14 protein-coding genes and 1 tRNA gene are annotated in these 22,821 nt (G+C 35.6%); 8 read left to right on the forward strand and 7 right to left on the reverse strand.

The genetic code is table 11. From position 1 onward, the window contains the following. Positions 1-15 precede the first annotated feature (15 nt). Complete coding sequence (locus tag Q3Y49_RS12890) at positions 16-294, reverse strand: co-chaperone GroES (RefSeq protein WP_302126104.1); 279 nt, start codon at positions 292-294, stop codon at positions 16-18. Positions 295-494: 200 nt separating this feature from the next. On the opposite strand from Q3Y49_RS12890, the gene Q3Y49_RS12895 reads away from it, so the two are divergent. The 6 genes from Q3Y49_RS12895 to Q3Y49_RS12920 all read left to right on the forward strand — a co-directional run bounded on the left by Q3Y49_RS12895 (position 495) and on the right by Q3Y49_RS12920 (position 7,772). Continuing rightward, positions 495-1,214: a hypothetical protein gene (locus Q3Y49_RS12895; protein ID WP_303268700.1), complete on the forward strand. Its 720-nt coding sequence runs from the start codon at positions 495-497 to the stop codon at positions 1,212-1,214. Positions 1,215-1,371: 157 nt separating this feature from the next. Next, complete coding sequence (locus Q3Y49_RS12900) at positions 1,372-3,819, forward strand: alpha/beta hydrolase family protein (protein WP_303268701.1); 2,448 nt, start codon at positions 1,372-1,374, stop codon at positions 3,817-3,819. Between the two features lie 20 nt (positions 3,820-3,839). Next, positions 3,840-4,289 (forward strand): hypothetical protein, encoded by a 450-nt coding sequence (locus tag Q3Y49_RS12905; protein WP_303272128.1) that lies wholly within the window; start codon positions 3,840-3,842, stop codon positions 4,287-4,289. 86 nt (positions 4,290-4,375) lie between these two features. Beyond that, positions 4,376-5,371, forward strand: coding sequence for an ABC transporter ATP-binding protein (locus Q3Y49_RS12910; RefSeq protein ID WP_303268702.1), 996 nt, complete (start codon positions 4,376-4,378; stop codon positions 5,369-5,371). A 165-nt stretch (positions 5,372-5,536) separates the two neighbouring features. Continuing rightward, a complete protein-coding gene (rpsA, locus tag Q3Y49_RS12915) occupies positions 5,537-7,519 on the forward strand; it encodes a 30S ribosomal protein S1 (protein ID WP_303268703.1) in 1,983 nt (660 codons plus the stop codon). A 182-nt stretch (positions 7,520-7,701) separates the two neighbouring features. Beyond that, positions 7,702-7,772: transfer RNA gene (locus tag Q3Y49_RS12920), tRNA-Cys, on the forward strand. A gap of 384 nt (positions 7,773-8,156) precedes the next feature. Here Q3Y49_RS12920 and Q3Y49_RS12925 read toward each other — a convergent pair. Together Q3Y49_RS12925 and Q3Y49_RS12930 are read right to left on the reverse strand one after the other, a co-directional pair. Beyond that, positions 8,157-10,916 (reverse strand): ligand-binding sensor domain-containing protein, encoded by a 2,760-nt coding sequence (locus Q3Y49_RS12925; RefSeq protein ID WP_303268704.1) that lies wholly within the window; start codon positions 10,914-10,916, stop codon positions 8,157-8,159. A 662-nt stretch (positions 10,917-11,578) separates the two neighbouring features. Continuing rightward, the gene (locus Q3Y49_RS12930; protein WP_303268705.1) at positions 11,579-13,333 is read right to left on the reverse strand and encodes a serine hydrolase; all 1,755 of its coding nucleotides are present in this window, start codon (positions 13,331-13,333) and stop codon (positions 11,579-11,581) included. 399 nt (positions 13,334-13,732) lie between these two features. Here Q3Y49_RS12930 and Q3Y49_RS12935 point away from each other — a divergent pair, with 399 nt between their 5' ends. Beyond that, positions 13,733-14,281, forward strand: coding sequence for an REP-associated tyrosine transposase (locus tag Q3Y49_RS12935; RefSeq protein WP_303268706.1), 549 nt, complete (start codon positions 13,733-13,735; stop codon positions 14,279-14,281). Between the two features lie 299 nt (positions 14,282-14,580). On the opposite strand, the gene Q3Y49_RS12940 is transcribed toward Q3Y49_RS12935, so the two are convergent. The 3 genes from Q3Y49_RS12940 to aroQ all read right to left on the reverse strand — a co-directional run bounded on the left by Q3Y49_RS12940 (position 14,581) and on the right by aroQ (position 17,221). After that, positions 14,581-16,299 carry an FMN-binding glutamate synthase family protein gene (locus Q3Y49_RS12940; RefSeq protein WP_303268707.1) on the reverse strand — a complete coding sequence of 573 codons (1,719 nt, stop codon included), beginning with the start codon at positions 16,297-16,299 and terminating at the stop codon, positions 14,581-14,583. A 110-nt stretch (positions 16,300-16,409) separates the two neighbouring features. Then, positions 16,410-16,784: a methylglyoxal synthase gene (locus Q3Y49_RS12945; RefSeq protein ID WP_303268708.1), complete on the reverse strand. Its 375-nt coding sequence runs from the start codon at positions 16,782-16,784 to the stop codon at positions 16,410-16,412. Then, the gene (gene aroQ, locus Q3Y49_RS12950) at positions 16,781-17,221 is read right to left on the reverse strand and encodes a type II 3-dehydroquinate dehydratase (protein WP_303268710.1); all 441 of its coding nucleotides are present in this window, start codon (positions 17,219-17,221) and stop codon (positions 16,781-16,783) included. The genes Q3Y49_RS12945 and aroQ overlap by 4 nt, the downstream gene beginning before the upstream one ends. 11 nt (positions 17,222-17,232) lie before the next feature. Between aroQ and xerD the strand changes: the two genes are divergently transcribed. Further along, complete coding sequence (gene xerD / locus Q3Y49_RS12955) at positions 17,233-18,132, forward strand: site-specific tyrosine recombinase XerD (RefSeq protein WP_303268712.1); 900 nt, start codon at positions 17,233-17,235, stop codon at positions 18,130-18,132. A 595-nt stretch (positions 18,133-18,727) separates the two neighbouring features. On the opposite strand, the gene Q3Y49_RS12960 is transcribed toward xerD, so the two are convergent. Beyond that, positions 18,728-22,792: a reprolysin-like metallopeptidase gene (locus tag Q3Y49_RS12960; RefSeq protein ID WP_303268714.1), complete on the reverse strand. Its 4,065-nt coding sequence runs from the start codon at positions 22,790-22,792 to the stop codon at positions 18,728-18,730. Between the last annotated feature and the right edge of the window lie 29 nt (positions 22,793-22,821).

Consider the following 22,821-nt stretch of genomic DNA (forward strand, 5'->3'; position numbering starts at 1 on the left):
TTTTTTAGTTAATTTTTAAATAGTACCGAATATGTCGGAATTCCTCATGATTAAATACTCTTTTCCTTCTAATGTAAATTCTGTTCCGGAATATTTGCCGTATAAAACAGAATCACCAACCTTAACGGTCACAGGAGCATCATCTTTTCCCGGTCCTACCGCAACTACAGTACCTTGTTGAGGTTTTTCCTTCGCTGTGTCTGGAATAATAATACCGGATGCTGTTTTTTCTTCTACAGGAGCTGGTTCTACTAGAACCCTGTCCTCGTTTGGTTTAAATGATACGTTTGACATTTTAGTTATTATTTATGTTTTGATTTTTTATTTAATCTGTGATGCTGGTATCATTAAATGTGCCACTTCTTAAAGTGTGTCAAAATTGCAGGCTTTTTATCTATAAAATGTCATGTAATATTAATCCCGTAATTCTTTGTGAATTTTTGACAGATTTTTACTATATTTCTATGTCAGTTAAGTTGTTAATTTTGATGAATATGGAGAAATTATCAGATGATTGGATTACTAAAGGTAGTTTAGATTTTGAATACAAAAAGTATATTCTCTTGGCTTATTTGCAGCATGTGAGTAAGGATTTTGAGCAACATCGGCTGTATCCAACTTTTGCCGATTTAATCATGCATTATAAAAATGCAGCCCAATTAAAGGCAGGTAAGGATAAGCTTTTAAAATCATTTCCTAAAAAATTAACGAAACTTGATTTAAAGAATTTTAGAATGTTTTTTGAATCGAAAGTTGAAAAAGATACTCAACTAAAGGAATTGGAAGACATTGTTGAATTTACAATGAATAAGCTGAAAGATCACATAGTAATTGGAAAAGATATTTTCGACCAAGTTGAGCAGCAAATAATAATTGAGCCTGTAGGAGTAAAGGCCTTAGAGGAAAATGAAGGTTTACTTGTGATTGACCCTCAGTATGATTCCTATTATCTTTTTTATCAATATCGAATTTCGATTTTTGAAGCTACAGAGGAAAAAATCAGAGGTTTACAGACTGTTTTTCTCAATAAAATAAAGAAGTCGCTTGGAACTACTTTGGAACAGCTCAAAATCCAGATACTACAAAACATCCAGTTAGTTAGTAATTACTCCGCCTTCAGGGTAGTAGCCTTACAGCCATATCCGTTCGAAGAAACACTATTGCCAATTGTAAAGAGAAGCTTTGCTAGTTATTTGGAAAATACTAGCAACTGATGCGCTTCGTAACCATTAAACATTTAGTTACTCCTTTTACGTACTTTGATTAGTAAAAGAGCTCGGGTTTGTATAAATTCAATTATATCAATCAATTAATCACAATATTCCTAAGCTTGTGGTTAAATGGTCTTATTTAACCCTTAAATTAAATGACATGAACAAAGTAATTTATCTTTTCCTGCTGTTGTTCATCAGCTGGAATACATTTGCACAAGAGAATTTAGACTATCAAAAACCACCTAAAGACATTCTAGAATTGGTAGACGCACCTTTAGCGCCTTCTGTTTTAATTGACAAGGAGGGTGAAAATGTGGTGTTGATTTATAGAGATCCATACAAATCAATTGCTGAGCTGTCTGAAGAGGAATTAAGATTAGGTGGTTTACGAATTAATCCAAAAACAAATATTGGTAGTAGAACACGCTATTATAATAATGTAAAAACTAAGAAAGCTCTTGGAGATAAAATAACAGAGGTAAAGGGTTTGCCAAAAAACCCGAGGCTGGCTAATTTTAATTGGTCACCTGACCAGAGTATGATTGCATTTACTCATACCACTGAAGTTGGCGTGGAAGTTTGGGTCTTATATATTAAAGAAAGTAAAGTAAGCCGTTTAATGGAGGCGAAGGCTAATGCTAACATGGGGAACCCCATAGAGTGGAGAAAAGACAATTCGGGACTGCTGGTCAAGGTGCTCCCTGAAGATAGAAAGGACCTTATCGACACAAAAACTTCAACACCTAGCGGTCCGGTAATCTCTGTTAGTAAGGGCGAAAAGGCACAAAACAGGACATATCAGGATTTATTGAGCAATCCTAATGACGAGTTTAATTTTCAACAACTGGTATTATCGAAAATAGTCTCTTTGGATTTAAATGGAAATCAAAAAGAATTCCTGCCTACAGCTATGTATTCCGATATTTCCGTTTCACCAAACGGAAAATATGTAATGGTGAGTGAAATCAAAACACCATTTTCTTATTTGGTTCCATATTATAGGTTTCCAAATGAAACCAATATTTATGACATGAACGGTGATTTAGTCAATCAAGTGAATGATGTACCCCTTCAAGAGGTTTTGCCTAAAGGATTTATGTCAGTAAGAACTGGTAAGCGAAGTATGAGTTGGAGAAATGATAAACCGGCAAGCTTGATTTATGCCATGGCTCTGGATGAGGGTGATCCTGAAAATGAAGTAGAGTTTAGAGATGAAGTCTATCAGTTAGATGCCCCTTTTAAAGGAGAAGGCAAACCGTTATTAAAAACCATCAATAGGTATCGATATATCCAGTGGGGAAATGATAATATAGCCATTGCTCATGATTATTGGTGGAATACTCGAAATATGAAGACTTATATTTTTAATCCTTCCAATAACAAAAAGCAGCCAGAAGTACTGTTTGATAGAAATTATCAAGATAGCTATAGTGACCCGGGGAGTTTTGTAACTACTAAAAACGATTTTAACGAATACGTAATTGAAATGGATGGCAGCAAGGCTTTTTTGATGGGAGCTGGATATACTCCTGAGGGTCAGTTCCCATTTATCGATGAGCTTGATTTGAAAACAAAAAAGAAGAATAGACTTTATAAGTCAACCTACACTGATAAACTAGAGAGTTTATATTCATCCATTGATATGAAGAAGGGAACAGTTTTGGTAAGGATAGAGTCTCAAACCGAGTATCCAAATTACTATTTTCGAAATGTTAGGAAGAAAAATGATCTAAAACAAATTACTTCATTTGATAATCCATTTAAAAGTATGCAGGATGTTCATAAAGAAGTGATAAGTTATAAAAGAGAAGATGGTTTATCTTTGGACGGCACTTTGTATCTACCAGTAGGCTACGATAAATCCCAAAAAGAGAAGAAACCAATGATTTTATGGGCTTATCCAAGGGAGTACAAAGATAAAAGTAGTGCAGGACAGAATACTTCTAATCCTAATGAATTCATCTATCCATATTATGGAAGCCCTATTTATTGGGTAACGCAAGGCTATGTTGTATTGGACGGTGCAGCATTTCCAATTGTTGGCGAAGGAGAGGAAGAGCCAAATGATACGTTCAGGAAGCAATTAGTTGACAATGCTAAAGCTGCTATAGATGCCGTTGATGAATTAGGTTATATTGACAGGGATAAGGTTGCAGTTGGGGGTCATTCTTACGGAGCTTTTATGGTAGCCAATCTACTTTCGCATTCCGATTTATTTGCGGCAGGGATTGCCAGAAGTGGAGCTTATAATAGGACGCTTACCCCATTTGGATTCCAGAGTGAAGAACGTTCTTATTGGGATTCGCCTGAGACTTATTATAACATGTCGCCATTCATGCATGCTGAAAAAATGAAAACGCCATTACTGTTAATTCATGGTCAAGCAGATAATAATTCAGGAACTTATCCATTACAAAGTGAACGTTATTTCAATGCTTTAAAAGGATTGGGAGCTACTGCGAGATTAGTTATGCTACCTAAAGAAAGTCATGGTTATAGTGCAAAAGAAAGTATATTGCATATGCTTTGGGAACAACATGAATGGTTAGAGCAGTACGTTAAAAACAAGCCAGAGGATTCAGAAAAAGAGGGGAGTTATAAATAGAATAATAAAGCAGTGACATCATGAAATTCTTTACTGATAAATTTTCGGTAAAGAATTTTTTATTGATGCTCAAAATATATTTCACTTATATTTTGATTAAAAGAACTATAGCCCTACATTTGCAATCCAATTTTGACAAAGAACTAATCATGGCAGGAACAAGTCTTAAAAGAAAAGCAAGAAGAAACAGAGTAGTAGCAAAGCAAAGGGTAACTAGTATCCAAAAGTTGCAACAGCAGCCTGTTATCAAAAATGTTGATATAGAAGCAATTAAAGCAGATTTCGCAAAAGCAGATAAGAAGAAACCTGCTGCTAAGAAAGAAGATACTGCTAAGGCTGAAAAAAAAGAAGAAGCACCGAAAGCAAAGAAGGCAGCTCCTAAAAAGAAAGCAGCTCCTAAGAAAGAGGAAGCAAAGACAGACGATAAGCCAAAGGCTACCAAGAAAAAAGAAGATAAGAAAGAAGACTAATACTTTTTCTTTTTGCAGATATAAAAATGAAGCGAACATCAGTTCGCTTTTTTTGTTTGTAGATATTTAATCATCACTCTCTCTACATGGCTAAAATTATTTTAGAAGCGCGAGGTATCTCAAAAACATTCGATAAGCCCATTCTTTCAAACATTATTTTGCAGATAAAGGAAGGAGAAACGCATGTGCTCATGGGTAAAAGTGGACAGGGTAAATCGACTTTACTTAAGATTTTAGCCGGATTAGTGGCTCCAGATAAAGGAGAAGTGTTGTTTGAAAATCAGAAATTGGAAAATCCGGAGGAAGTTTTGGTTGCGGGGCATGAAGAACTTGCATATGTTGCACAAAACTTCAATCTCTTACGGAACAGAACAGTGCTTGAGAACCTGAAAGATGCGTTACTTTCTTTTAAGGACGAGTTTGCGAAAGAGCAGATTAATCAATTATTAAAATTGATGAGACTTGGAGATTTGAAATCAGTAAAAATTGAAAAATTATCAGGCGGGGAAAAGCAGCGATTGGCAATAGCTAGAGCTTTAGCAACGCAACCTGCAGTCCTTTTACTTGATGAACCTTTTACCCAACTAGATTACCCAACTCGTCAGATCCTTTTAGATGCCATTAAAGAAGTAAAAAAGGAATTTGATAGCAATATTGTTTTGGTAAGTCATAATCTATATGAGGCTTTCTATCTTGCGGATTTCGTCCATATACTGCAAAGTGGTGACATTATAAAAAGCGCTTCACCTAAGAATCTGTATAGAAATCCCGAATTTGTATCTGTAGCTAATTTATTAAATGAAGTCAATGTCCTTCCCATTGCTACCTTAGGTAAGTGGCAAAAAAATGTGTTAGGGATCTGGAGTGAAAATATTATTATTGAAGATGAACGAGAAACTGAATATCAGCTGGATTTGATGTTGACAGAGAAGCTTTTTATCGGAACTTATTACCGTTATCAATTTGAGTTTTCAAAATCGCAAGTCTTAGTTGTAAAATCAATTCATTCAGAATTCGAACTTGGCAAGTACTACAAAGTAGGCTTTTCTGAGGCCGATCTATTCGATTTAAAAGAAGATTGATTTTTTTATTATCTGAGCCCCAACATCTTGTGACTTCATAAATAAATCGTACCTTTGCATTCCGTTCAAGTGAACGGGCTTATCTGAGTAGATAAGTATTTGTAAACCAAAACGATGGCAATCTTGGCTCGGGTTGTTATTGTAATTAAAGAGCCCTGACACATTATGGCAGAAAATCAAGAAAACGTGAAGAACGAAGAGTTCGACTGGGAAGCATTTGAAACCAAAGGATTTGGTGAAGGCTACTCAAAATCTAAAAGAGAAGAATTAGCAGCAATGTATGACAATGTTGCTACTGATCTAGCAGAGCAGGAAGTGGTTAAAGGTATCGTTGTTGCGATTAATGATCGTGACGTGGTATTGAACGTTGGCTACAAATCTGACGGATTAGTTCCTACCAATGAATTCCGTGACACTCCTGACTTAAAAGTAGGTGATGAAGTGGAGGTTTACGTGGAAGAGCGTGAAGATCAAAATGGAGAATTAGTTTTATCCAGAAGAAAAGCAAAAATTGTTGGTGCATGGGACAAAATCCAATCTGCACTTGACAATGACGAAATAATTGAAGGATTAGTGAAAAGAAGAACTAAAGGTGGTCTGATCGTGGATGTACACGGTGTTGAAGCCTTCTTACCAGGTTCTCAAATTGACGTTAAGCCAATTCGCGATTTCGATGTTTTCGTTGGAAAGAAAATGGAAGTAAAAGTTGTGAAAATTAACTACAGCAATGATAACGTAGTAGTTTCACACAAAGTATTGATAGAAAAAGACCTTGAGAAGCAAAAAGCTGAAATCTTGAACAACCTTGAAAAAGGACAAGTTCTAGAAGGTGTAATCAAGAACATGACCAACTTTGGTGTATTTATTGACCTTGGTGGCGTTGATGGTTTATTGCACATTACTGACATCTCATGGGGTAGAATTAACCACCCAGAAGAAGTATTGAAGCTTGACGAAAAAGTGAAAGTTGTAGTATTAGACTTTGATGAAGGCAAGAAACGTATTTCTTTAGGTATGAAGCAATTGACTTCTCACCCTTGGGACTCATTGGCTGAAGGCCTTGATGTAGGTTCTAAAGTGAAAGGTAAAATTGTTAATGTTGCTGATTACGGTGCATTCTTGGAAATTGCTCCAGGTGTTGAAGGTTTGATTCACGTTTCTGAAATGAGCTGGTCACAGCACTTGAGAAATCCACAGGATTTCATCAATGTTGGAGATGAGCTAGAGGCTGTTGTTCTTACTTTGGATAAAGAAGAAAGAAAAATGTCTCTTGGTATCAAGCAACTAACTGAAGATCCTTGGAACAAGAAAGAAGTATTGACGAAATATGCTGTTGGTACTGAGCACAAAGGTGTGGTTAGAAATATGACTAACTTCGGCTTGTTCATCGAGTTAGAAGAAGGTATTGACGGATTGGTTCACGTTTCTGATTTAAGCTGGACTAAGAAAATCAAGCATCCATCTGAATTCGTGAAAGTAGGAGAAGAGTTGAACGTTGTTGTTTTAGAACTTGATGTTGATAACAGAAGATTAGCATTAGGACATAAACAATTGGAAGAAAATCCTTGGGATACTTTCGAATCAGTATTTACTGTTGGATCGAAGCACAAATGTACTGTGTTGAACAAAAACGAAAAAGGTGCGATATTGGAGCTTCCATACGGCATTGAAGGTTTTGCTGCAACTAAGCATTTGAAGAAAGCTGACGACTCAATGGCAGAAGTTGGAGAGTCATTAGAATTCCAAGTATTAGAATTCTCTAAAGATGATAAGAGAATTGTTCTTTCTCACTTACATACACACGCAAAAGTTGAAGAAGCGGCTCCTAAGAAGAAGCCGGCAACTGGCAGTGGTAAGAAGAAATCAGCTCCTAAGCAACAGGCTTCTTCATCCACATTGGGTGATTTAGATGCTCTATCAGCATTGAAAACTCAGATGGAAGATGACGCTAAAGGCGGAAGCAAGAAAAAAGCTGCTCCTAAAAAAGAGGAAGAGCCAAAAGCTGAAGCTAAAAAAGCAGCTAAGAAAGAAGAGCCAAAAGCGGATGAAGTGAAGGCAGAAGCCAAGAAGGAAGAAGCTAAAGCGGATGAGAAAGAGGCAAAAGCTGAAGAGAAAAAAGCTGACGATAAGAAAGAAGATAAAGAGTAAATCTTATTTCTTTCAATCATATAGGAAAGCCATCTGCTGAATAAGTAGATGGCTTTTTATTTTTTGAGGATATATTTATCCTATTCATAGTCAGCTTAATGTGAAATTATTTAATAATAATTGAATTCTCTATTTGACAAGCACAATAATATGTCTATTTTTGCAATCGCAAATGCGACAATGGTCACGTGGCCGAGCGGCTAGGCAGTGGTCTGCAAAACCATCTACAGCGGTTCGAATCCGCTCGTGACCTCTTTATTTTTACCTCCTACACTAGCAATAGGGTAGGAGGTTTTTTTATGCATAAGCTTTCCAGCGGATGAGAACCGAAGGTTCGAAATCAAGCCGAAGGCGCAGATTCACGAGAGCAAGTGCAGCAAGGAAGTGCGTATGAGTAATCCGCTCGTGACTTTTTTATTTTTACCTGCTTCGTGTTAGAAGCGAAGGGGGTTGTTTTATGTATGAACTTTGCTGCGATTAATCAGCAACGTATATTTGAAGAACAGCTAACAGATGTTTTTCAGTGTGTTGATTAAGGTGAAATAAGTAGTTTAAGCAAGGCTTAGGACTGGCACAGATACAAATTCAATACCATTGGACTATTTAAACCTATCAAGTTGATGTGATCAGCATAGTTTCACTTTTTCGATTCTTTATTAGCTTTGATTTCAGCATTAATATTTTCTATACTATATGATTCATATGCCTCGCTTAAATCTCCACTATCCAGCGTTTGATTTATTTTTCTTGTTATAGCATCAAGTTCAAATCCTGTTGCTTGTATCAGATCCAATATTTTTTGTTGCTCCTTTGGTTTTGTGATTTTTAGGACATTTAATAAGCCAATCATTCTGCATATTGGCCCTCTTAATTCATGGGAATTCATAAAAGCGTAACGTGATAGGCGCTCATTCTGCTCTTGCAGTTTTTGAGTTCGGTCTTGAACTACCTCTTCTAGTCGCTCATTATTGGTAGCTATTTCTTCACTTTGACTCATTAGCTCTTCATTTTGAGCTTGAATTTCGTCATTCATCCGTTGAATTTCCTGGGTTCTTTGACTAACCTCTTTTTTAAGCTTTTTCTGATTTCGGAGTATTATATTAAAGCGGATTCTGTAAACTGAATAAAGAATGATGATAATAAGTAGGGCCAAAGAAATCAAGAACCAGTAGGTCGAATAAAAGGGTTTCTCAATAGTGAAACTTATGCTTTTTGGATTACTCCAATGGTTAGAATCAATGCTAGCTTCCACTAGAAATTCATAATCATTGGGGGGCAAATTAGTATACCGAATAGAATTTGAATTTGGATTATTTATATAGAGGTACTTATTATCAAATCCCACTAACTTATATCGATACTTTACTTGATTTTCGTCAAAAAATGATACTCCTATAAACTGAAATTCAATAGTGTTGTCATCATAATTTAAAATATTACTGTCTTCTTTTAAGGACTGGCCGTTTAATGTAGATGCTTTGGTTATTTTTAGATTCGGAATAATCTCCATACTGATGTCTTTGCTGTAATCATAAACAGAAGCACCCAACTCAGTTCCTATCCAAACTTTCTTCTTATTGATTTGAAGAAAGGCATTTCTATTTATTTCATCACCAATTAGTCCGTGCGAACGATTGTAATTAACTAGTTTTTCCTCATCCCATATAAATACACCTTCGTTGGTCCCTATCCATAATTTATTATTTGTACTTACAAATACACTATAAATTGCAACTCTATTTAATTTCTCAGTTGTGAAATAGGGAATAATCTCATTGTTTTTAATTATTGCCAATCCACCATTTGTACCAACAAAGTATTGGCCATTCCAGCTACAGATATCATATACGTTTCGATAATTGAGAGATTTAGACGTGATGTGTTTTAGCTCCTTTGTTTTAGGGTGGTACAAATACAAACCATTGTTTGTACTAACGGCAGCAATACTATCGGCACTTAAATCTTTAATGTTTCTAATTCCAGATACAGAAACCTCTTTTGTTATTTGTCCTCCCTCATATGAAAACAAAGCATCCATGCTAGCAAAAAACAATTTGTCATCGATAAACTCCACGGTAGTTATCCTATTTTCCTGAAGCTTTGGTAATTTAATATTAGCTACCTTAGTGCCATTATATACTTGTAAACCAGCTGAATTGGTGGCCATGTACAATACGTTTTGACCATCATATGCAATGTCAAGTATTCTAATGCCTACTTCATAGTTTACAGGGATTTTTTTCTTGATGTCCCCTTGTTCTAAAAAGTTCAAATAGGCTTTATTAGCTAAAACTAGTTGATCTTGATACTCGGAGATAGCAGTAACTTCGTCATCAGCTAATCCGATATTCTCATTGTAATTTTGGAATCTTAATACATTAAACTTGAAAAGCCCACGATGATCTCCAACCCAGATATTGTTTTCGTCATCTACAAAAATCTTATTACTCTTTGCATTGAAAATCCGACCGTTCACGAACAAGATTTCGCTTTTACCTGTTGCAGGATCTAAAAAGCGTGCAGAACTCATACTGCTAAAAAATATCCTTCCAAACTGGTCAATGGTTAAATTATGCTTATTGAATTGACTAATATTGTTGACCCCAGTATTCTTGCTTAAATACACCAGTTGATCGTTTTTATAATGTCCTAGCCAATTCTTACCCAAAAGATATAAGTGATTATTGTGCCATGTAATTTGAAGAATTTCTTTTTTCGAGCCTAAAAGCTTAGTCACTTCATGTGACTTTATAGTTTCGTCAAATACAAATAGCCCTTCAGAACTAGGAATGTAAATTTTATCCTCACGAAAAGAGACCGAGTAGATTTCAGCGGATTTAGTAGTGGGTAACAGAACTCTCTCCAATTTATCCTCTGAGGTATTTAATATCTGTAGATAATTTTGATTGCCTATTACCAATTGGTAACCCTTCTGTTTCATTTTAACATCAAAAGTGAACTTACTTTTTACTTTATCGATCGCTTCAGTCTTAATTGAATGCCATTTTTCATTTTTCAAATAATTAATCGTAAAACCTTCACTGTTCTGGCCCGCAACCCAAATTGACCCATCATCAAGTGCTCTAATGAAAGAATAAGGGGAGTTAGGAAGCTGGAGACTGTCGGGGTAAAGTTTCCAGTCAAGCGAGTTATATTCGGCAACACCTTTAGAAGTCATGAACCACAAGGTCCCATCTGGAGATTGGGTGATGTCATAAATAGCATTTGTAGGCATTCCATCACGAACGGAATACAATTTTGCTGGGTAGAATTGACACAAGCTCTCATGACCTGACAACAAAATCAAAACTAAAATAACTATTATTTTAGATAGCAGATTAGACTCACTACTCGCGTCTCTAAGATTTCTTTTAGTTTTATTTGAATTAGTAATCAATGGCTCATTATTAAATTAGTTCAAATGAATTGAAAGAATGAAAAAGCTTGCATAAAATTAAATAATTGAAAATACTTACTAAAGAAATATTGAAATAGAATATATTATCCTCAGTATTTATTTCAGGCTCTAACTCATAGGATCATATTTGAATCGATTGTAGTTCTAATTTAATCCTGAACTAGTTGTATTACATAGCAATAATGTAAAATACATTCAATAAACTTTAAAACATAGGATTGTGTTATTGTTTTTGGAGAAAAAATGAATAAAAACAATATTTATTATTAATAAATTAATTTTCCCCGCTGGTAGGCTGAAAGATCTTAATACTTGTTTTAATCGTGCTAATCAATTTTGTCAGGTGTAATTGTTTTTAACAGTGCTTTGTAATATCGTAGTTTTAATATTAAAGATAAACTTAATTTGATATTAATGTTTGGTTGAAAATACAACTTTTGATAAAATGAGATGGGGTACTCTGAAAACTACTTTCTAATCAGAGAATTCTTCGTTTCATGATTGTAATTAACTTTGCTTATATTGTTATTAAAACGCAATTCGGATTTGGATGTTCTAATTGCGGTTTTAATAGAGTTTATATATCCTATTTAACATTCTAGAAAATATTACTAGGATATATAAATCACATAGAAAGTAAATCATATTTCATGATCATACGGAAGGTAGTTTTCCCACCTCCAAGGAGTAAAAGTATCCTTAATAGATAATTCTAATAGATATTTAAAAATACTCTCCCCATTATCACTATTAGTCATGAGCATAACTCCGCTTTTTGTTTTTGGAAACAGAATGAAATAGTGTTGAAAACCATTGCCATGCCCTTCCTTAAATGCTGCCCATCCATAAGGTGTTTTAAATAATCCAAAGCCTAATCCATAGGAAAGCTGAATGACATCATATTCATCAGTTATTTCATTGGAGAGTGGTCCGAATTGTCTTTTAGATTTAATTCGGGTTTGAGGTTGTAGAATTTCATTCCAGCTTTGATGACTCAAGAGCTTTTTATTTAAAACTGCTTCTAGAAATAAAGCATAATCTGATGCGGTAGTTTCTAAGGTGCTGGGACCTCTGGGCTCATTGTCCTTGTCTTTTTGATACAGTTCGCCCTTTTTGTTATGCCCATAAGCAAAATCTGCTTCATATTGGGTTTGCCATTGAAAGCTGGAGTTGTCCATTTCTAAAAGGGTAAAGATTTTTTCTTGAGCCAATTCTTCTAATCCTTTTCCTGTAATTTTTTCAATGACTACTTGGAGATATACCATGCCTTCACCAGAGTAGAGATACTTTTCTCCAGGTTCAAATTTAACTCTCAGCTTTTTATCAGCTTCAAACCATCTCCAATTTGGGAAGCCAGAAGTGTGGGATAAGCACATTCTTGCGGTGATTTTATGGTAGAGCGTATCATTTTCTAAATCTGAATAGTCATCATGCCAACGGGTTTGTGGCTCATATTGGTAGATCTTTTTGGGCAAGTATGATTCCAAGGGAGTGTCCAAGTCTATAACGCCTGCCTCTACTAATTTCATGACCAAAACACTAAATACAGCCTTGCTTAGGGATGCCCCGTAAATACTGGTGGTGTCAGTTAAAACGGTCTTATCCTCAAAGTTTTTGTAGCCAAATGAATTTTGATAGGAAACCTTATTGTTTTCTAAAATGGCCATATTTAAACCGTGGACTTCAGCTTTTCTTATGAGGAGCTTTACCTTTTGTTCCAGTGAGTCAAGGGTTAGTTTGCTTCCATCTAAGCGAGTTATGACATGCTCAGTAGGAGCTGAACAGGAAGAAAATATAACTAGCAGTGCGATTAGAACATGTTTTGCTTTTCTTTTGAGTGAAAGAAAAGGGACTGCGAAAGGGTAATAGCATTTTTGTTTATTCACCACATAAAACATATTAAAAATGATGATGGCAAAATTGATCGGTACAACGCTTACAAAGAAAAGGAAGCCATAACCTTCCACAGTTAGTAGTGCAATAAATGCAATGATAAAAATTAGGGTAATTGAAATGTTATAGTTAATGATTTTTCTACCATGTAAATCATAGATTGGATTGTCTTCTCGCTTATGTACCCATAGGAACAAAGTCGTAAAGATATTGAAGAAAGGAACTACTACTCCTAATAGTGGCAAACCATGAAAGAGCAATAGCCATTTTGTTTGAATGCTTTCTTCTTTTGGGTTATCTAAAGGCTTTAAATCTTCTAGTTGAATTCCCAATCCGACTGCCAATAATTTAAGGGTGTCGAGATGCGGATTAACAGAAGCTTTCTCGATTCTTTGGATTGTTCTTACTGTGACACTCGACTTTTCCGATAGCCTTTCTTGTGATAATCCTTGTTGTTTACGATAGTAAACTAAGTTTTTTGCGATACTTTCTTTTTCCATCATTTTTCGATTTGTTAAAGTACAAAACTATTTTTAAATGATGGACTTTGTTACGACATAGTGGTGTCACCTTGATGTCATATTATGTTTAATTGGGTTTTAAGGTGGTTTTGAGAAATAGATTGGCACACGCGACACGCGTGCGCCAATCTATGACTGCCAGTAGCTAAGTAAATGCTACTTATTAATAATTATAGAAGATATTTTATATTGTTATTAATTTTTTATTAAACTTTTAGTTAAAAATAATTTGCTAAATTCTTCCTACTAATTACTTTAGTATTTATAGTAATTTTAGGACAATACACTAGCAAAGCTAGCGCACGCGTGTCGCGTTCGTCTCTAACCAAAGTCAGAAAATAATTGAGAAAATATTTATTATCAACCTTAACCTAGTTGTATATGAGCAGAAAGTACAAATTTCATAATAAAGAAGGTCTGTATTTCGTAAGTTTTGCCACAGTATATTGGATTGATTTGATGGTACGGGAACAGTATTTTTCAATCCTTATTGATAGCTTGGATTACTGTAGAAAAAATAAAGGAATGGAAATTTATTGTTATTGTATTATGCCAAGCCATTTACATTTGATTTTCAGAGCCAAAGAAAATAACCCGGAAAAAGTTTTAGGAAGGTTTAAAGAATTTACCTCCAAGCAATTGCAAGCATCCATAAATGAAAATATACAAGAAAGTAGAAAGGAATGGATGCTTTGGATGTTTAAAAGGGCTGGTTCAAAGAGCAGTAATGTGAAAAGCAGTCAATTGTGGCAACATAATAATAAACCTATAGAATTGTACAGTAATGCTGTGATCGATCAAAAAGTTAATTACATTCATCAGAATCCAGTAGTTGCAGGTTTTGTATATGAGGCTCATCATTGGAAACATAGTAGTGCTATTGATTATAGTGGTGGTAAAGGTGTTTTGGAAATTGATTTTGTAAATTAGCATATATAGGCTTTGTTGCAGATAGGCACACGCGACACGCGTGCGTCAGTTGGGGGGCAATTCTGCCCTATATTTTCTAAGCCAAGGGCCACTACTACCTTGACTTTTTACGCCATATTCTCTCTGTGCATCGCTGTAGCTGATCTCGCCTGTGTCTATCCTTCTACAGATCTCATAAATTGTACTTTCGCTGTATTTTATTCCCATGATTAGCTTTATTTGTGTAAAGCTATTTCAGGACAAGACATAGAAAACGACAATTTGATTAAAAAGAAAGCTGCCTTTAATAATATTTTTCATCAAACCTCTTCTCGCCTCATCTTCATTTCTCCAACACTCATGTTTTTTTCTTTAGCCAATCTTCTTTCCTGGCTGGCCTCAAAAGCTGAAATACCTTGCAATTCTGAAAGATAATCTAAATGACCAGGGGAAGTGACGACCATGATATCATCGGCTGTAATTTGATTAGGGCTTTCATAACCACATGATTCAGCAAGCATTTGAGTTTCTTTATAGAGCGCATCAGCATAGGTGGCAATCCTTTTGGCTGCGGCTTCTATATCCAAGGCTTTTTGTAAGCGCTTGTTTTGAGTTGCTATGCCTGTAGGGCACGCGTTTGTATGGCATTCTAAGGCTTGAATACAGCCTAATGAAAGCATGAAGCCTCTGGCAATGTAAACGGCATCAGCTCCTAAGGCCATGGCAACGGCAATATCGATGGTAGTAGCGATTTTACCGCTAGCAAAAAGCACTACTTTATCTCTTACGCCATTGTGTCTTAAAGCCCAGTCAGCTACGGCTACTGCTTGCTTCATAGGTAAGCCTGCATAAGAACTCAAAACATGCGGGGAGGCACCTGTACCGCCATCTCCGCCATCAATAACCATATAATCAGGTCCCCTGCCTGGCTCATCTTTCATTTTTTTGGCTATATCTTCAATCTCTACAGTATGACCTATCACCATTTTTATGCCCACAGGTTTATTGGTGATTTTCCGCACTTTATCTATAAAGTCAAAAAGTCCAGCTACATCAGAGAATTCTTTGTGCCTTGCAGGTGCATAGGCATCTTTTCCCATTGGGATTTTTCTTATTTGAGCTATTTCGGCTGTGATCTTTTCTTTCAGCAACATACCACCTTTACCCGGTTTGGCTCCTTGTGCAAGCTTGATTTCAAACATTTTCACCTGGGGATGATCGGCCATTTCTTTCAATAAATTGTCATCCATATCCCCATCTTCTGTTCTGATTCCGTATTTAGCTGTTCCAATCTGGAATACTAAATCTGCTCCACCATATTCATGGCAAGGGGCTAATGATCCTTCACCAGTATTATGAAGTATTCCTGCCAACTTAGCTCCTTTACTCAAAGCAGCATGAGCATTGTAAGAAAGAGCTCCGTAAGACATGGCACTGATATGTACAAAATGATTTAAAGTATAGGTTTGAACTCCCGTATGCTCACCAATTACTTTTTTATAAAATTGACCTGTTTCATCTCCTGTCTTAGTTTTGGTATTGGTAAATGTGGCGGGCATTATAAGCGTAGTCCCTACTTTATCCATGTCTATTTGGCTACCAAAGCCAATGGTGTTACTAACTCCTGCTGAAGTCGCATATATCCAGTTTCTGGTGATTCTATTATAAGGTGTTTCCTCTTGGTCATTAGAAAATAGGTATTGTCGCAGTAATGGACCTACTTTCACAAGAAATTTTCGACCCCATATGACCACTGGAAAAACACGTTGAATAGGAGTAGAGGTTTGCCTTTTATCGTAAATAAATAAAGTAATGAATCCCGTCAATATGAGTGCAAGAATGAATTCACCCCCTAAAGTCAATGCTAATTTCCATGGACCTGATTCTTGCAGGTATTCCGATTGAAAAAAGTATCCGTAGGTAGCAGTTACTAATAGGGCTGAAATTATCCAAGCGCTCGTGTAGCTATTGAAAAATTTAGAAAGGTATTTCAGACGTGGCCCTGTTGTGCCTGATTGAATAAATTCGCGATCGCCCATTGCATGAAAAGTTTATAGTTATTTGTAATATAATACAATTCATAAGTTTTAGCAATAGCGTTGGTCGAATAATTTAAATTAATCTATTGATAATCAGTATTTAAGAATCATTAGTCCATTTGTTTACGCCAAAAAGCATCAATGAGCAATTGCGCTGTAGCTGGATTAGTGGCAATAGGGATATTATGGACATCGCAAATTCTCATTAACATTTGCACATCAGGTTCGTGTGGGTGTTTGCCTAATGGATCTCTGAAAAAAAGTACCATTTCCAATTTCTTTTCCGCTGAAAGTGCGGCTATTTGTGCATCTCCGCCAATTGGGCCAGAAAGTAGTTTTTCTACATTTAAGCCTGTATTTTCCACATATTTACCAGTTGTTCCAGTGGCTACCAATTCAATTTCCTTCAGTTTATCTTTATTTTTGTTCAGGAAAGAAACCATCTCGGGCTTTTTTCCATCATGGGCAATTATAGCGATTTTCATTTTTTTCTTTTCATAGTTTTAAAGTACTCTAATCCCAATTGATATCCTTTTAGACCAAGTCCAGAAATCATTCCAATGCATTTAGATGAAATGATACTTTTATGTCTGAATTCTTCCCTTTTGTAGATGTTGGAGATATGAACTTCCAATACAGGTACTGAAATAGCCCCAATAGCATCATGAATTGCCACCGAGGTATGTGTATATGCAGCTGCATTAAGAATAATGCCGTCATATTTGCCATCAGTCTCTTGAATTCTATTCACTAATTTCCCTTCAATATTTGATTGGTAATACTCGAGCACCAAATCAGGATTGTGTTTTTGCAATTGCAAGAAATACTCCTCAAAGCCGGAAGCACCATAAATTTCAGGTTCTCTTTTGCCTAAAAGGTTTAAATTTGGACCATTGATAATAATGATTTTCTTTTTATCCATTACATTCGATTATGGCTTGGGACATATTTTTATCTGAATACAAAAATTATTTGCAATTGGAACGTTCACTAGCAGAAAACTCTGTTGCTGCTTATGTACATGATGTCTTAAAGCTAAAACAGTTTTTGGATATCTCCAATCGAAATGTTGGACCACTGGAAGTTTCTGCCACAGATTTACATGATTTTTTAGAATATGTAAATGAACTGGGGATGACAGTGCATACTCAAGCTAGAGTCGTCTCAGGCATAAAAGGATTTTTCAAGTATCTTTTGTTTGAAGATATTATTGCTGAGAATCCTGCTGAGTTGTTGGAAGCACCGAAACTGGGTAGAAAATTACCAGATGTGCTAAGTCTTGATGAAATTGATTGTATTATTAATTCAATTGATAGAAGTACTTCAAATGGCCAAAGGGACAGAACAATGCTTGAGGTTTTGTATTCGTCAGGATTGAGGGTCAGTGAATTGGTGGGATTGAAAATATCGAATACCTATTTTGATATCGGCTTTTTGAGGATAATTGGGAAAGGGAGTAAAGAAAGATTGGTTCCCATGGGGAAATCTGCAGCCAAGCAATTGAAAATTTATATCAACGAAGTGAGAATTCATCAACAGCCAAAACCAGAGGCAAAGGATTTTGTATTCCTAAATCGATTTGGAGGTTCAATAAGTCGTGTTTCCGTATTTACAATGATTAAAAAACAAGTAGTGATGGCAGGATTGAGAAAAAAGGTAAGTCCACATACTTTTCGGCATTCATTTGCTACTCATTTGATTGAAGGCGGGGCCGATCTTAGGGCGGTGCAAGAAATGTTGGGGCATGAATCCATCACCACTACTGAGATTTACACCCATCTGGATAGAGATTTCTTAAGTCAGACTTTGAAGGAATTTCACCCTAGAGCTTGAAGAAGACTCAAGAGGTTTTAACAGTAAAAACTTGAATTCGATTAATAAAACTATCGTTTCTTCAAAGCGGAATAGGCTATGATGGGAAATTATGATACTCTTGATTATTAAACAATAACTCTAAAATTGCTTCTAAACAAATTTAAAAAGTCTTTTATAGATTACCATCATATATAAAACCCTAAAATCGAAGGATATTGACAATATCTGGGGTTTTATATGTTATTTAATAAAGTATGTATCAAATTATATTTTTGCAGTGTCTACTTTTTCTTTTTGCTTGAACAAAAAGAAACAAAAATTCAAGACAAAAATAAGCTTCAACCCGCATCCTCGTCTGGCTTGCATTGTTGTCCTCATACCCGCAATCTTCAATCAATATTTTATGTGGTTTGCAGGGCATGTGGAATTTTAACTGAGTTACCGAAATTAAGACCTGATTTTTTCAAAAGTCTGAATTTATCCTACTTTTGCCAACCCATCGGTATATCTTCTTAAGATTTCAGATATTTTTCTTTGATTGGAAAAATAAAATTTCCTAAATGACACTCTGAATGTATTTAATCAAGATTTAAAATCGACCATAGGATAAAAACTATTTGACCATCAACTGTTTAATAAGGACATTATCAATGGTCTCCAGATAAATGAAATAAATCCCACTATTCAAATCTTGAATAGAAATCTCTAGTTCCGTTGCATCATTAAATTTAACATCTCTTATTTTCTGGCCTAAGCTATTTCTAATCTGAATTTTTTCAATTTCATATTGACTCTCATTTTTGAGATTAACAATTTGCTGGGCAGGATTGGGAAATAAAGTAATTTTTGATTTCCATTCATCTCGAACACTAAGAACACCATTTTCTAGATCTATTTCAACTGTAACCTCATTACTGAAGTTAGAATTTCCCCTCGTATTTCTAGCCAATACCCTATAATTATAGTTGCCAGAATTTAATATTTCTTCATAACTTTTACTGTCAACTTCCAATTCAGCCACAGAAATAAAATCATTTCCATTATCAGATCTTTGTACCCTGTAAGAACTTTCATTTTGAGCATTGTCAGCCCAGTTGAGCCTTACCGTACTATCATTCAATAACTCAAAGTCTAGATCGGTTGGGGCAAGCGGCAATCCAATCAAAGTTTCAATTTCTACTTCGCTGGAATAATTGCCGTCTCCGTTCTCATTAAATCCCTTTACTCTGTAGAAATATACACTTTCTTCTTCAACTGTTTCGTCTACAAAATCAAAGGAATTTGCTTCTAATTCTGCTAAATTACTATAGTTAGTGTTATCACCCTGCGATCTTTCCAATATATAACCTTCTTCTAAATCAGTATTATCTGTCCATTGAATCAAAACATTACCACTTTCTAAATTAGAGGCAGTTATTGTAGAGGGGGCAGGAGGTACTTGCAATTGGGTAGTAATATTGATGTCATTCGAATAATCCGATGAAAATATATCCAATACAGCCTTCACTCTATAAAAATATTGGGTTTGTCCTACTATATCGGTATCAGAATATGTTGAGCTATTGGAGTCTACATCAGCAAATTCCTGAAAATTTGAATTGTTGTCTGTCGATCTTTCAATAATAAAACTAGTCTCATTTTCAGAATTATCTGTCCAAGAGAGTTCCACAGTTCCTGTTACATTTTCATTCGCGGTTAAATTAGTGGGTGCTAGAATTTCAGGAGCTACAACATCCAGTAAGCACAGATCAAGTGACCATGACTGCAATTCTCCACCATCCGCTGCAAAACGATCAATAACTATTAATTTCCATTCTCCTTCTGATTCTTCTCCATTTAAGGTATTGAGGGCTTCTTCAGATTGATAGGTTTCCCCATCGCTTGGAGGACAAGGTAATTCTGATGATGTTCCCTCATCACTAATGGATAGGTTAAAATTATCCTGATCATCGCAAATATTGGAGAGTAAAGTGATTTGAGTACCAGTAGGGCTTTCTAATATGAAACTTAAATCATTAATATAGGAATGCGTACCTACTAAATTGCTTATGGCAATAGATTCAACTTTTCCTGAGTATGGAATATTTATAATAGATTGAATTGTATCTACATTTTCAGATGAAATTGATAAAGGCAAATCCGTTCCTTCGTATAAATCACAAATAATATCTGCAGTTGAAAAGGAAATAACATCAGAAAAATCACTTTCCCCACAATTATTAATTGCCTTTACACGCACAAAATAGCTTGTGAGTCTTTGCAGGTTCTCTTGTAGTTTATATTCTTTTGCATTAACAACCTCTACAGAATCTACTTTTTCATTAAAATTATTATCTAAAGCGATTTCTAATAAGTAGTCAGCCTGCAAATCACTGTCTTCCCACATTACAGTTGGGCTTAAATTGATATTGTTGTCCGCTTCCACAGGAAAAGTAATATTTGGTGCTGTCGGGAAATCAACTACATTAAAGCTCAATTCTTTACTTTTTGATTTGTCCACCGTATTGGCTTCCAGTGTGAAATTAAATTCTCCTGTATTTTGGTTGGTATTGGTGATTGTTAAGATAGTGCTTTCCCCAGGGGTAAGTGTATTTTGATCGAAACTAACCTCAAAATCTGCTAAGTCACTTACTGATAAATTAATGCTTTCATCATATTCTAAAATAGAAGTTATATTGATGGTAAATGTAATTTCATCCTCAGGGCAATATTGATCACTGTCAATTTCAGCTTCCAAAGTAAAGGTTGGCTCGGTGGTTTCTGTAATGGTAAAAACGTCCGGGCTAATGTTAAAGAAAATATTATTGGAGGCGACCACTTTTATTTTTGCCTGATTGGTATTGATATTTGGTAATTCAATAGGTTCTGAGCCATCATTTTCTGTATTTTCCAACACTTTTACAGAAAATGTTTGTCCTCCATCAGTGGAGAGGTATATATCCACAAATGCTGCATTTACCGGAGCTATATTGGTATTATTCACTTCCCAGCTTACTGTGATAATATTGAGTCCACTGTAGTCCCCAGAAATGGTATCAACAATGAACGGGCCGGCTATATCTGTTACACTAAAACTAATTTCATCATGATCCACAGCCGCTATTGCTTGATTATCACGTACGCTAAGTCTAAAGTTAAGATTCCTTGCATAATCCGGTAATATTTCACCCTTGGTCTGTGTACCATTAAGGATATCCGATATTTGTGGAAAGATTCTAAAACTGTCAAGAGTAGGTGAAAAGGATCTGAATAATGGTGCATTATCTTGAGGTAAATTCGGAGAACCGGCAGGTCCCAAATCAAATTGCTCCCAAGCGTAATTTAACTGATCGCCATCAGGATCTGTAGCGAACCCATTTAGCTGGAAAGGTGTACTAATAGGGATTGTAAAACCACCTTGGCCAGCTTCTACTATCGGAAGGTTGTTGCCTGTCTCCGTAATGTCGGCACAATTATTCCCCGCATTATCTTGAATATACGCATTCATGAAATCTAAGCTGGCCGTATGAAAATATGGATCACTATTATTTTGAATGTTATCGCCACCACAAATACCAGCATAAGCCATTATGGTGGAACCACTACCTGGCTCATATGCGGAATTAGCGGAACGGTTCTGCCCGCAAGAACTGACTGTTCCATTAAATGTGTGTGGCGCCCCAAATTGATGACCAATTTCGTGTGAAACATAGTCCACATCAAAGGGATCACCAATGGGTTGATTAATACCTGTTACTCCCCTTGCTTTTGAATTTGATCTACATACCACTCCTAATCCTGCTAGTCCACCAGCAGCAGTTGAGAAATTATGCCCTAAATCATAATTTTGATTACCAATTATACTGTCTAGGACTACTTGATTTTCATCAATTAATATCCCGACATCATCAACTGTAAAAGGGTCTGTACTACTATTTGTAAAAATAATTTCATCATTATTTTCTACTAACACCATTCTTACTGCAATTTCTTTTTCATAAATGCTGTTGACCCTGTTCATAGTGCTCACTATGGCAGACAAACCATCTTCCACAGTACCTCCGTGAAATTCAGTGTATTCGCCCGTTGCTGCCACGGCTATTCTATAGGTTCTTAATTGTGTTCCGGAAGGTTGATTTACATTACCAGATTCAACCATGGATTGCATTCGTTGAAATTGAACATCATCTGCAATGATAGGTTCTAATTCCTCAAATCTTGGCTTTTTGGGATCTCTTTTCAAATCTTTTTTATAATAGATTTGGTAGTCGTTGAATTGATCTTGGACGGGGTCAATAAAAAATACGCCTTCAGTGGAATAGACCATGGCATGAAATCCTTTTTTGCTTAGGTCTAATCGTAGAGTTTCACCAGTTGTAGGGTTTCTCCCACTATAGGTTTTGATGTTGGGATATTTTTTAGCTAAAGCCGGTGCCATAATAGGGCTTTCCTCCAATTTGAATTCCTGAAATGCTCCGTCAGGGTAGGGGATGCTAAAATTTAATTTTGAATTTTGATTTAATTTTGCCTTTAACTGGTCAACAGCTAATTTGTAAATTTTTTGTTTTTCAGTCGAAATTAATCTTGCAGAAGCTCTAGCATTACTTTCCGTCCAAAATTGCCCATTATAATTCTGAGCATGCGAAACAAAGCCGGTAAAAAAAACAATTAAAAATATTAAAAATCGTTGTAGCCTCATTTCGATCAATTCTATGTTTTAGCAAATGT

The organism is Marivirga harenae (genome assembly GCF_030534335.1).
GTDB lineage: Bacteria > Bacteroidota > Bacteroidia > Cytophagales > Cyclobacteriaceae > Marivirga > Marivirga harenae.

Bases quoted from the DNA above. Each gene is read 5' to 3' on its own strand.
- Q3Y49_RS12900 (WP_303268701.1), top strand. From the start codon at position 1,372: ATGAACAAAGTAATTTATCTTTTCCTGCTGTTGTTCATCAGCTGGAAT.
- Q3Y49_RS12945 (WP_303268708.1), bottom strand. From the start codon at position 16,784: ATGAAAATCGCTATAATTGCCCATGATGGAAAAAAGCCCGAGATGGTT.
- xerD (WP_303268712.1), top strand. From the start codon at position 17,233: ATGGCTTGGGACATATTTTTATCTGAATACAAAAATTATTTGCAATTG.
- Q3Y49_RS12940 (WP_303268707.1), bottom strand. From the start codon at position 16,299: ATGGGCGATCGCGAATTTATTCAATCAGGCACAACAGGGCCACGTCTG.
- aroQ (WP_303268710.1), bottom strand. From the start codon at position 17,221: ATGGATAAAAAGAAAATCATTATTATCAATGGTCCAAATTTAAACCTT.
- Q3Y49_RS12905 (WP_303272128.1), top strand. From the start codon at position 3,840: ATGAAATTCTTTACTGATAAATTTTCGGTAAAGAATTTTTTATTGATG.
- Q3Y49_RS12960 (WP_303268714.1), bottom strand. From the start codon at position 22,792: ATGAGGCTACAACGATTTTTAATATTTTTAATTGTTTTTTTTACCGGC.
- Q3Y49_RS12910 (WP_303268702.1), top strand. From the start codon at position 4,376: ATGGCTAAAATTATTTTAGAAGCGCGAGGTATCTCAAAAACATTCGAT.
- Q3Y49_RS12930 (WP_303268705.1), bottom strand. From the start codon at position 13,333: ATGATGGAAAAAGAAAGTATCGCAAAAAACTTAGTTTACTATCGTAAA.
- Q3Y49_RS12935 (WP_303268706.1), top strand. From the start codon at position 13,733: ATGAGCAGAAAGTACAAATTTCATAATAAAGAAGGTCTGTATTTCGTA.
- Q3Y49_RS12895 (WP_303268700.1), top strand. From the start codon at position 495: ATGGAGAAATTATCAGATGATTGGATTACTAAAGGTAGTTTAGATTTT.
- Q3Y49_RS12890 (WP_302126104.1), bottom strand. From the start codon at position 294: ATGTCAAACGTATCATTTAAACCAAACGAGGACAGGGTTCTAGTAGAA.
- rpsA (WP_303268703.1), top strand. From the start codon at position 5,537: ATGGCAGAAAATCAAGAAAACGTGAAGAACGAAGAGTTCGACTGGGAA.